The following is an 11,815-nucleotide window of genomic DNA, read 5'->3' on the forward strand; positions in this document are numbered from 1 at the left end:
GGATTGCCTTTCCAAACAATACGCTTTTCCTTTATCACTCATTGATAAAGATACTTGGTAAAGAGTAGGTCTGCTACGACTGTTTTTCCTGTTTCAGGCAGCAAAATTTCATTCAAGTGTGCCATCAACTCTTTACGTAAATCTTCTCTTCCCGACAGGGATTTCACTTTATCTTCGCTTTGTTTACCAAGCAAATCTATCACTGCGTCTCTAATCAGCGGTGTGTGTTGCTCCAGTAAAGGGACAAATGTCGCGTCAGCGACCATAATGTCTATACGCACTTGAAGGTAACCCAGCTTTTTCCCGCTCGTGTGAAAATTGGTCGTTAAATCTGGTTGCAACGTATAGTAAGCGAACTGAGGTCCCGTTTTTTCTTCCTCTGTGGCTCCTGCAGCAGAAAAAAGTAGAGCGAAAGCTAAGATACATGGCTTTATAAGATTTCGAATCATAATGTGTCTTTTCTTTTTATGGGTAACTTGGGTATGGATAGTCTGATACAATAGTGGGTCAACAGTGACCAAATTAAAAGAAATTTTTCCGGCATCACATTTTATTGTAATGCGTCTAATAGAATAATGGTATGGATGAGTTGAAATCGTTGTACTTAACCGCACTGAAATCAGTTACCTGGCAATCACCTGAGCACTTTTCTTATCGCGATGAGCATTCAAAACGTTGGTTGCTAGAGTCCGGTTCGCTATCACGCTTATTGGCGCAGAGATGCAGTCACTTAGGCGTGGATTTATTGAATAACAGTACCGTTGAATCAGACGCGTTAACCATAGATGAACTGAACCGTTTACCTGCTGAATCATGCTTATTACGTGAAGTGGTTTTATCCGGTGACGCCTCTCCTTGGGTCATAGGCAGAACTTTGATTCCCGTATCCTCTTTGCAAGGTCAACAATCGGACTTAGCTCGCCAGGGAACCATACCTTTAGGGTTAACCGTGTTTAGTGCAGAAGATGTGCGTCGAGATGGTTTAGAGCTTGGGTGGGCGAAACTTCCAACAGGTGATCTAATGGCAAGACGCTCGACACTTTGGATGAATCACAAACCCATGCTCGTGGCGGAATTATTTCTACCAGATGCACCGATCTATACCAAGGAGAAGGTATAAATGTTGAAGGCGAAAGCGCAAGCGTACTTCCAACTTATGCGGCTGGATCGTCCAATTGGTTCGTTGTTGCTTCTTTGGCCGACGTTATGGGCGCTGTTCTTAGCAGCCGAAGGTTTTCCACAATGGGATGTACTGGTCGTTTTTATTGCTGGTGTATTTTTAATGCGCTCTGCTGGTTGTGTGATCAATGATTATGCAGATCGCGATTTTGATGGGCATGTTAAACGAACCCAAAATCGTCCACTTCCATCGGGCTTAGTCAGTGGAAAAGAAGCATTAGCGCTTTTTGCGGTCCTTGGATTAGCGTCATTTGTCTTGGTTCTTACCATGAACACATTGACTATCCAGCTCTCTTTTATCGGGATTGTGCTCGCCTTCATTTACCCATTTATGAAGCGTTTTACGCATTTACCTCAACTGTTTCTTGGCTTGGCGTTCAGTTGGGCTATCCCAATGGCGTGGGCTGCGCAAGCGGGAGAATTGCCTCCTCAAGTCTGGTTAATTTTTGCTATCAACGCTTTGTGGACCATTGCATACGACACCCAGTACGCCATGGTTGACCGCGACGATGACCTCAAAATCGGCATCAAATCAACGGCCATTTTATTCGGCCGCTTCGATAAACTGATCATTGGATTGCTGCAGTTAGTTTCCGTCGCACTGTTGATTGTGCTTGGGATGTGGCTTCAATTAGGCAGCGGATACTATTGGGGTGTATTGGCGACAGGTGCATTGTTTGTGTATCAGCAGCACTTAATGCGACACCGCGATCGAGACGCATGCTTCCAAGCCTTCCTCAACAATAACTACGTTGGAATGGTTATTACCCTTGGGTTAGCGATTTACTATTTCTAATCGCTTGAATTCGCTACACTGTCCACTTACTTAAACATTCAGTAGACAACCATGCTCAAATCTTTTCGTTCCGACAATCAGATTATTTGGTTTGATGATGCCCTGGTAAAACCGGAGCATCATTTATTTGACCCTGAATATTGGAAAGCCTCCGGTAAGGTGATCGGCAGTGCCAAAGGGCGAGGAACCACCTTATTTTTAGATCTTGAAGGTCGAGAGGCGGCGCTAAGGCACTACTATCGCGGTGGCTTGTTCGGTAAGTTAGTGCGGGACGATTACTGGTTTTCTGGTTGGGAAAATACGCGCTGCTATCAGGAATTAAAGGTGTTAGACGAATTAAGCCAAGCTGGCGTTCGCGTGCCCAAACCCATTGCAGCACAGGTAACGAAAAAAGGATTTCTCTACCGAGCAGATATCCTGACTGAGAAAGTCAAAGATGCCAAAGATTTGGTGGCGGTATTGGTCGAACAGCCGCTGAGTTCGGATATCTATCGTCGCATTGGGCGAGAAATCAGAAAGATGCACGACGCAGGCGTGAACCATACCGACCTGAATATCCACAACATCCTGATTGATGCGAAGAGCGATGTCTGGCTGATCGATTTTGATAAATGTGGTGCTCAATCAGGGACAGATTGGCAAGAAAGCAATCTCGCGCGCTTGTTGCGATCCTTTGAAAAAGAAAAGAAAAAACGTTCCATTCATTGGAACCTCTCAGATTGGGATGACTTGGTAGCAGGCTACCAGTCAACCCCTTCGAATGCTGCAATGGAAAACAAATAATGAATATCCTAATGGCGTTGTCTCAGCTTGAAGTTACGGGTGCGGAAGTCTACGCCACAACAGTTGGCGACAAACTCACAGAACTGGGTCACAACGTAAAATACGTATCCGATACCCTGACTAAGCCACACAAAGGGGAGTTCTTTAAGCTTCGTTTCAACAAACGAAGCGTATTTCGCCGCTTCTGGCACGTTGGCTATCTGATCTATCTGATCAAAAAACACAGAATTCAATTGGTACATGCGCACTCCCGAGCATCAAGCTGGAGCTGCCATATTGCCTGTAAGCTTACCAACACCCCAATGGTGACAACCGTTCATGGTCGTCAACCCGTCCATGCTTCACGCAAAAGATTCCACGCCATGGGCGACAAAGCGCTTCCGGTGTGTGAAGCCATTCAAAAGCAGCTTATTGATGAACTTGAGGTGCCCGAAGCGAAGTTGGAAGTCAGCCGAAACGGTATCAATACCTCCGAATTTCAATGGGTTCCAGCACCTCAGAACGCCAAACCTGTTATCACGATTATTGGCCGCCTGAGCGGTCCGAAGGGCGACTTGTGTTACCAGTTACTAAAAGAGTGTTTGGACACCGATAAGTACCAAGTAAAAGTGGTGACGGGAAGCGAGGTCACCGACCGGTTCAAACCTTTTACCGATACGGTTGATTTTACCGGTTATACCGATGATGTGGTTTCTATGCTGGCGCAGTCGGACTTGGTTATTGGTGCTGGGCGAGTTGCCATGGAGTCACTGCTTTGCGGTCGACCAACCTTGGCGGTTGGAGAAGCCAGTTTGGTCGGATTGGTGAATCAGAAAAATGTTGGCACAGCGATGTCTACCAACTTTGGCGACATTGGACCAAAAGATCTCGATATCGATTTCACTCAAGTTCCAGCGTTGGTTGAACAAGCTGTGAGTCAGCCTCATTGCGATGAAAATGTATCGCGTACCATTCGCGAGAACTACGAGCTGGATTCTATCGTTGAGCAGCTTGAAGGTATTTATCAGGATGTCACGATAACCAAGCTGCAAAAAGAGATGCCCATCATCATGTACCACCGCTTTATTCGGGACGACTCGGAAAAAGGCATTCACGGTACATTCATGCACATAGACATGCTTGAAAAGCATTTCCAGCTGATTAAGAAGATGGGTTTTGAAACCGTCACCTTTGAAGATCTGAAAGATAAGGGTTTCATTCATAGGCTGTCTCCGGGTAGGCGGTTCATCATGCTCACGGTGGATGATGGGTTCAAAGATAACCACGAGTTACTGTTGCCCTTGCTGAAAAAGTACAACTTCAAAGCGGTGCTTTATGCGGTGACGGGCGAAACCTACAACCGCTGGGATGTAGAAGGGGTAGAGACACCGGATCGCAAAGTGGAGTTGATGTCTCGTGAGCAGCTAAAAGAGATGTCGGATTCTGGTTTGGTCGAAGTGGGTGGACATACACTGACGCATCCGAAGCTCAGCCAACTGGATGAAGCGCAGCAGAGGCATGAAATCAAAGCCAACAAAGAAGAGCTGGAGACCTTACTGAGTAAGTCGCTGACGTCGTTTGCTTACCCGTATGGTGACCATAACGAAGACACAAAACGCATTAGCAAAGAATTGGGTTATGACTTCAGTGTCGCAACCAATTCTGGTCCGCACGCGCTTCATCAGGATCCTTATCAAATCAGGCGAATAGCGATTTTCCCGAGAACGGACGTGCTTGGATTGTGGCGAAAAATCAAAGGTAACTATACGTTCCGAAAAGCTAAGTAACCTGAACGGTTACTCGCGGAATATAAAGAAGGCGCTGAGTTCAGCGCCTTTTCTATTTTTTACCTTGGGAGGGGATTAACGTTTCTTCGCATTGGCAAAAGCTGCCGCGAATGCGCCACCCATTGCGCCGTTTTGAGGTTCTTGACGTTGGCTTTGCTTATCGCGATGGTTGCCCTTGTTATGGCGTTGATTGTTTCTGTCTTGACGCTGACCAGAAGGGCGATTACTTGCAGGTCGAGAGCTACGGCTATCTTGCCCCGGCTCGTCGTTTAAACGCATGGACAACCCGATTCGCTTACGTTGCACATCCACTTCCATGACTTTCACTTTCACGATGTCACCCGCTTTTACCACTTCGCGTGGGTCAGAGACGTAGCGATCTGTGAGTGCAGATATGTGCACTAAGCCATCTTGATGCACACCAATGTCCACGAAAGCCCCGAAGTTGGCCACGTTAGACACCACGCCTTCCAGTACCATGCCGGGCTCTAAATCCGAAACTTTGTTAATGCCGTCGGCAAAAGTGGCGGTTTTAAACTCTGGGCGAGGATCGCGACCGGGTTTGTCGAGCTCTTTGATGATGTCGGTAACTGTTGGCAGACCGAATGAATCGTTGGTGTAATCGACGGCTTTAAGTGAGTTCAGGAATCCGCTGTCGCCGATCATCACTTTGATGTCTTTTTGGTTTTTCTCAGCGATGGATTTCACCACGGGGTAAGCTTCTGGGTGAACAGAAGAAGCATCCAGTGGGTTTTTCCCATCCATGATACGTAGGAAGCCAGCACATTGCTCAAACGCTTTTGGACCTAAACGTGCGACTTTTTTCAATGTGGTCCTATTCGCAAAGCGCCCATTTTCATCGCGATAGTTCACAATGTTTTGTGCAATAGTCGTTGAAAGGCCAGCGACACGGGTCAGCAGTGCGGAAGATGCTGTATTCACATCTACACCCACGGCATTCACACAATCTTCCACGACCGCATCAAGACGTTTCGCCAGCAAGTTTTGGCTTACATCATGCTGATATTGACCGACACCGATCGATTTAGGATCGATTTTCACCAATTCAGCCAACGGATCTTGTAAGCGACGGGCAATCGACACCGCACCGCGCAGTGAGACATCCATATTCGGGAATTCATTGGCGGCAAGCTCAGATGCGGAGTACACCGATGCACCCGCCTCACTGACGATGATCTTCTGCACTTTGAGATTACCGCGTTTGATAACCTCGGCAACAAAGGCATCGGTTTCACGTGAAGCCGTACCGTTACCAATAGCAATGAGGTCAACATTGAACTGACGAACCAGCTGCTCCACCACATGTGCCGATTTGTCGTATTGCTTTTGTGGTGGGTGAGGGTAGATGGTGTCAGTGGCAAGGACTTTACCTGTTGAATCAACCACTGCAATTTTAGAACCCGTACGTAAACCCGGATCAAGACCTAATGTCGCTCTAGGACCGGCAGGCGCAGCCATGAGTAGGTCTTTCAAGTTGGTGGCGAAAACTTCAATGGCCTCAATTTCAGCGCGCTCTTTCAGTGCTCCCATCAATTCTGTTTCCATGTGCATGGACACTTTAATGCGCCATGCCCAGCTGATGACTTGTTTACGCCAACTGTCGGCGGGCGCTTGGCTCAGGTGGATACCATAGTGCTCGGCAATGATGGACTCACAGTACGAACCTCGCTGCCCCTCTTCCTGCTGTGGATCCGCATTCATGGATAATTGAAGGAAGCCTTCATTTCGCCCACGTAACATGGCTAATGCACGGTGAGACGGCGCTTTGCTGATGGCTTCATCGTGCTCAAAGTAATCTTTGAATTTTTCGCCTTCTTGCTCTTTGCCTTCAATAACGCGAGCCTTCAATTCGGCATGCTTGTTTAAGTAAACACGGACTTTCTCCAACAAGTTCGCGTCTTCAGCAATACGCTCCATGATGATGGCACGAGCACCATCTAACGCAGCCTTTGTATCCCCAATGCCGTTTTCTGAATTGAGATACGTTTCTGCTTCGGACTCTGGGTTATGTTCTGGTTGTTGCCATAGGGTATCGGCAAGGGGCCCTAACCCAGCTTCAATCGCGATTTGACCTTTGGTGCGGCGCTTCGGTTTATACGGTAGGTATAAGTCCTCAAGGCGTGTTTTGCTGTCTGCACCGTTGATCTCTGCTTCAAGCTCAGGTGTTAGTTTTCCCTGATCTTGAATGGACTTGATGATGGTCTGTCGGCGTTCATCCATTTCTCTCAGATAAGAAAGGCGAGAATCCAAGTTTCGAAGTTGAGTATCATCCAATCCACCTGTCACTTCTTTACGGTAACGGGCAATAAATGGGACGGTATTTCCGTCATCAATTAGGGTAACGGCTGATAAGACTTGCTCAGTGCGAACGTTCAGTTCCTGAGCAATGGTTTGACAGATAGCTTGGCTCATCCGTGTGTACTCTTAGTAAAATTTGGGGAATAGGTGTGGCTACGAAGATTTATCGTAGCGAATGGCGTTAACAAACCACTCTTTTTCACCGTCAGGAGTGCGAACGACGCATTCATCGTCCACTTCTTTTTTCAATAGAGCGCGCGCCATGGGTGAGTCGATGGAAATGTAGTCTTTGACGCCACCGTAAATTTCATCGGGACCGACTATGCGAAAAGATTTGGTCTCTCCGCTTTCGTTTTCCACTTCTACCCACGCGCCAAAAAAGACTTTGCCTTCTTGTTGAGGTGCGTAGTCGATCACTTTCACTTGCTCTAGACGCTTTCTTAGGTAGCGCACTCGGCGGTCGATTTCACGTAGGCGCTTTTTGTTGTATTGATAATCCGCATTTTCTGAGCGATCGCCAAGGCTTGCTGCCCACGTGACTTTTTTTGTCACTTCTGGGCGGTCTTCTTTCCACAGAAAATCGAGCTCTTTTTTAAGGCGATTAAAGCCTTCTCGAGTAATTAAATTTGTTTTCATCCTGTTCAGAGCGGTATCCGAAATTAGGGTCAGTTTTACCACAAGTCAGCAGAAATGGAATGCCATGCTTCGTGGGATTAGAGTAATTTTGACATAGTTTTCAATTTCAGCCACGGATTGTCGCGAAATCGACATTAAGTGCCCATTTTTTATGCTTTGGTATGGCGGAGTGCACAATTTACTGTTTCATTTGGAAGTAACAAACATTTAACAGGTCTGACTATAGTGAAGAATAGGGTGGCACAAAACCCAGAGCAACACCTCAATAAAGCGGATAATTCGACAAAACGATTGAATCGAATCGCAGTGAAACAAGGGAAATGTATCCCTCAGACCGATCAACTGATTGTGGAAGAGCCGTTAGCTATTTGGCTGCGACAGCAACAACCCGATACCAGCGTGAAAGAAAAGCACCTGTTTTCGACGATGCGAACGCCGGGGGGAGATAGCGAACTCGTTCTTGGGATGTTGCTTTCGGAAGGGGTGATCGACAGCGTAGCGCAAGTTAGAAGCTTAACGTTTGGTGAAGGCACGGACAGTAACGAATGTTACGCAGAACTGGTGCCCGAAGTAGAGGTCGATTGGGCGTCGCAAGGGCGCAGTGCGTCTTTTTCCAGTTGTGGGTTGTGTGGCAAGTCTGCCATCCGGTTACTTGAGCTTAGAGGTGTCCCCAAACTCGACAACACCTCTCGTTGGCTTCCTGAGCAAGTCGTTGTTGCGTTGCCAGATACGCTTAAAGCACAACAGGAGCTATTCGCCCAAACAGGGGCCTCTCACGGTTGCGGATTGTTTGATGCTAACGGCTCTCTTCTTTCTATCGCAGAGGATGTAGGCAGGCACAATGCATTGGACAAATTACTTGGCCTGCGAGCGCGCGTTCCAGAATACATAGAAAAGGGCAAAGTGATTGGGCTGAGCGGCAGAGTAAGTATTGAGATGATGCAAAAAGTCGTGATGTCTGGTGTGCCTGTTGTGGTCTCTGTCGGGGCGCCCACTCAGCTGGCAGTGCAAATGGCGCAGCGTTTTGGCATCACACTGATCGGGTTTTGTCAGCAAGAGGGGTTTAATATTTATAGCGGTGAGCAAAGACTAGCCTTTGGTTCTCAGCCCCCAAAAAATAACATCAAGGAAAAATGATGACGGTAAAAAAATACACAGGGAATGCCGGAGGCTGGGGGGCGTTAGCAAGCACCACTCAGCACTTGATCAAAAGTGAGAGCGTTATCCGAAATATTCGAAACTTGCTGAGTACAAACCAACACGATGGCTTTGACTGCCCCGGGTGTGCTTGGGGGGAGCTGGAAGAGAACCGCCGATTTAAGTTTTGTGAGAATGGCGCAAAAGCGGTGAACTGGGAAGCAACGAGCCGTCGTGTTCGTGCGGATTTTTTTGCGACCTATCCAGTGTCGTGGCTTGCCAAACAAACGGATTATTTTCTGGAAGATCAAGGTCGATTGGCTGAACCCATGCAATATGACCCATCTACGGACCATTATCGCCCCATAAGTTGGGACGATGCTTTTGCGCTCATTGCCAAACACCTCAAAGCGCTTCCCGATCCTAATCAAGCGGAATTTTATACATCAGGGCGAGCAAGCAATGAAGCTGCCTTCCTATATCAGCTGTTTGTACGTGCGTATGGCACCAATAATTTCCCTGATTGTTCCAATATGTGCCACGAAGCCAGTGGTGTTGCGCTTAAACAATCCATTGGTGTGGGCAAAGGCACTGTCACCTTAGACGACTTTGATCATGCCGACGCCATATTTGTCTTTGGGCAGAACCCTGGAACAAACCACCCGAGAATGTTGGATACCTTGCGCTCTGCATCGTTAAGAGGCGCCAATATCGTCACATTCAATACGCTCAAAGAGCGCGGACTGCAGAAATTCACCAACCCACAAGCAATGGATGAAATGCTAACGGGTGGTGGAACAAAAATTACGCATCATTATTTTACCCCCAAACTAGGGGGAGATATGGCAGTGGTGCGTGGGATGGTGAAAGCTTTACTCCAAAGCGAAAAGACCGTACCAGGGAGTGTGTTTGACCAGCGTTTTATTGAAGATCACACGCTTGGATTAGAGGCGTATCTGGACAAAGTGGAACACACGGAGTGGCACCAAATTGTTGAACAGTCGGGTTTGAGCCAAGCGGAAATCGAGCACGCTGCACAAATTTACCGGCATTCTGAAAAAGTAATACTGACGTGGGCGATGGGCATTACCCAACATTTACACTCGGTGAAAACCATTCAGGAAATGGCGAACCTGCAATTGTTGTGTGGGCAAGTGGGTAAACGTGGTGCAGGGCTATGTCCAGTAAGGGGGCACAGCAATGTACAGGGTGATCGCACTATGGGCATTGATGAAAAACCACCGCAATCCCTACTAGACGCGATAGAAAAACAATTTGGGTTTAAACCCCCTCAAGATGAAGGGCACAACACCGTTCAAACCATTAAAGCTATGGAAGAGGGGCGCAGTAAAGTCTTCATTGCCTTAGGGGGAAACTTTGCAGCAGCCACACCGGATTCCGCCAGAACGCTGCAAGCGCTGTCTTCTTGTGATCTCACGGTGAATATTGCCACTAAGTTGAATCGAACACACGTCACGCCTGGTAAGGCATCGTTGATATTGCCTTGCTTGGGTCGAACCGATATCGACTTACAAGAGGGTGTGCCCCAACAAGTGACCGTCGAGGATTCCTTTAGCATGGTGCACGCGTCTGGTGGCGTCGTGAAAAGTGACACAAGCGAAATGCGTTCAGAGCCTGCGATTGTAGCAGGTATGGCGCAGGCAACGCTGGGTGTTACTCCCGTTGATTGGTTGGCACTCATTAAAGATTACGGTTTAATACGCGATCTCATCGAGAAAACCATCCCCGGATTTACCGATTTTAATCATCGCTTGAAACAGCCCGGTGGCTTTTACTTGGGAAACCGAGCAGCAGAGCGTGTTTGGGCCACTCAAAGTGAAAAAGCCGAGTTTCATTCTCATGCTTTACCTGAATCGATAATCAAATGGGCAAAACCACGTAAAAGTACCGATCCCGTTTTTGTGTTACAAACCATGAGATCTCATGACCAATACAACACCACCATTTATGGCTTTAATGACCGATACAGAGGGATATCTGGCGAGCGAAAAGTATTGTTCATTAATCCAACAGATATAGAACTTTTAGGGTGCCAAGAAGGGGATCGGGTGAGCATTACGGCCTGTTGGGGAGACGATGTTAAGCGTCAGGTTACCTCGTTTAAACTGGTTGCTTATGAGATACCTGCGGGTAACTTGGCAGCGTATTTTCCAGAAACCAATCCGTTAGTGGCTCTCGACAGTCATGGAGAGTACAGTTTTACACCAATATCGAAATCCATTCCTGTGACAATTGAAAAACTAGAATCATCTACTGTGATTTAGCTGCGTAAATCAACGACAAAGCAGTTTTCTCTGTCAATAATCGCTCGCGGTCAGAATGAGGTAGGGTATATACTTGTGTTTCATATATGAAGCGAAGAAATAAAGTGTAACAATTGATTGAGTGAAAAACGCTCAGTCAATGCTACCTTTAGTCCGATTAAGTTGTTAGCGGAAGTAAGATCTATGCAAGAGAACTACAAAATACTAGTGGTAGATGATGATGCTCGATTACGTTCTTTGTTAGAGCGCTATTTATCTGAGCAAGGTTTTCAGGTGCGTAGTGTCGCCAACAGTGAACAGATGGATCGTCTGCTAACACGCGAAAACTTCCACCTGATGGTATTGGACTTGATGTTACCTGGTGAAGATGGCTTGTCCATTTGTCGCCGTTTGCGTAATGCCAACAACATGCTGCCTATCTTAATGCTGACAGCAAAAGGCGATGAGATAGACCGTATTGTTGGTTTGGAAGTCGGTGCCGACGATTACCTACCTAAGCCATTTAACCCGCGTGAGCTGCTTGCTCGTATCCGAGCTGTTTTACGTCGTCAGACGATTGAAGCACCGGGCGCCCCAAGTGCTGAAGATAAGGTTATCGAGTTCGGTGAATTCATACTGAACCTTGGAACACGTGAAATGTTCCGCGGTGAAGAACCTATGCCACTGACATCCGGTGAGTTTGCGGTTCTGAAGGCACTCGTGACCAATGCGCGTGAGCCAATGTCGCGTGACAAACTCATGAATATGGCGCGTGGTCGTGAATACTCGGCAATGGAACGTTCTATTGACGTTCAAATTTCCCGTTTACGCCGTATGCTGGAAGAAGATCCTAGCCGCCCACGTTATATTCAAACGGTTTGGGGATTAGGTTATGTCTTTGTCCCAGACGGCAAAGAAATGTAACGCTCAAAACT

The 11,815-nt window shown here is 47.3% G+C and carries 10 protein-coding genes; 7 read left to right on the forward strand and 3 right to left on the reverse strand.

Translation table 11 applies throughout. The features are described from left to right. Positions 1-38: 38 nt before the first annotated feature. Positions 39-449, reverse strand: coding sequence for a flagellar basal body-associated protein FliL (locus tag Q8W40_RS12780; protein ID WP_305397554.1), 411 nt, complete (start codon positions 447-449; stop codon positions 39-41). Between the two features lie 131 nt (positions 450-580). Between Q8W40_RS12780 and Q8W40_RS12785 the strand changes: the two genes are divergently transcribed. From Q8W40_RS12785 to Q8W40_RS12800, 4 genes are read left to right on the forward strand one after another with little or no spacing between them, the layout of a single operon-like run. After that, positions 581-1,120, forward strand: coding sequence for a chorismate lyase (locus Q8W40_RS12785; protein ID WP_101115669.1), 540 nt, complete (start codon positions 581-583; stop codon positions 1,118-1,120). Continuing rightward, positions 1,121-1,975 (forward strand): 4-hydroxybenzoate octaprenyltransferase, encoded by an 855-nt coding sequence (ubiA, locus tag Q8W40_RS12790; RefSeq protein ID WP_305397555.1) that lies wholly within the window; start codon positions 1,121-1,123, stop codon positions 1,973-1,975. A gap of 51 nt (positions 1,976-2,026) precedes the next feature. Beyond that, positions 2,027-2,758 carry a 3-deoxy-D-manno-octulosonic acid kinase gene (locus Q8W40_RS12795; RefSeq protein ID WP_305397556.1) on the forward strand — a complete coding sequence of 244 codons (732 nt, stop codon included), beginning with the start codon at positions 2,027-2,029 and terminating at the stop codon, positions 2,756-2,758. Further along, entirely contained in the window at positions 2,758-4,524 is a 1,767-nt protein-coding gene (locus Q8W40_RS12800) for a polysaccharide deacetylase family protein (protein ID WP_305397558.1), read from the forward strand. The genes Q8W40_RS12795 and Q8W40_RS12800 overlap by 1 nt, the downstream gene beginning before the upstream one ends. A gap of 75 nt (positions 4,525-4,599) precedes the next feature. Here Q8W40_RS12800 and Q8W40_RS12805 read toward each other — a convergent pair whose 3' ends face one another. Both Q8W40_RS12805 and greB read right to left on the reverse strand, forming a co-directional pair. Then, positions 4,600-6,957 (reverse strand): Tex family protein, encoded by a 2,358-nt coding sequence (locus Q8W40_RS12805; protein WP_305397559.1) that lies wholly within the window; start codon positions 6,955-6,957, stop codon positions 4,600-4,602. A 39-nt stretch (positions 6,958-6,996) separates the two neighbouring features. Then, complete coding sequence (gene greB, locus Q8W40_RS12810) at positions 6,997-7,479, reverse strand: transcription elongation factor GreB (RefSeq protein ID WP_101115672.1); 483 nt, start codon at positions 7,477-7,479, stop codon at positions 6,997-6,999. Positions 7,480-7,704: 225 nt separating this feature from the next. Here greB and fdhD point away from each other — a divergent pair, with 225 nt between their 5' ends. The 3 genes from fdhD (at position 7,705) to ompR (ending at position 11,804) form a co-directional block, all read left to right on the forward strand. Next, positions 7,705-8,616, forward strand: coding sequence for a formate dehydrogenase accessory sulfurtransferase FdhD (fdhD, locus tag Q8W40_RS12815; RefSeq protein ID WP_305397561.1), 912 nt, complete (start codon positions 7,705-7,707; stop codon positions 8,614-8,616). After that, positions 8,616-10,901: an FdhF/YdeP family oxidoreductase gene (locus Q8W40_RS12820; RefSeq protein WP_305397563.1), complete on the forward strand. Its 2,286-nt coding sequence runs from the start codon at positions 8,616-8,618 to the stop codon at positions 10,899-10,901. Before fdhD ends, Q8W40_RS12820 begins: the two co-directional genes overlap by 1 nt. Before the next feature lie 183 nt (positions 10,902-11,084). Further along, complete coding sequence (ompR, locus tag Q8W40_RS12825; protein WP_101115675.1) at positions 11,085-11,804, forward strand: osmolarity response regulator transcription factor OmpR; 720 nt, start codon at positions 11,085-11,087, stop codon at positions 11,802-11,804. The last annotated feature ends 11 nt before the right edge of the window (positions 11,805-11,815 follow it).

The sequence above is a fragment of the Vibrio penaeicida genome, from assembly GCF_030689305.1.
In the GTDB taxonomy this organism is placed as follows: domain Bacteria; phylum Pseudomonadota; class Gammaproteobacteria; order Enterobacterales; family Vibrionaceae; genus Vibrio; species Vibrio penaeicida_B.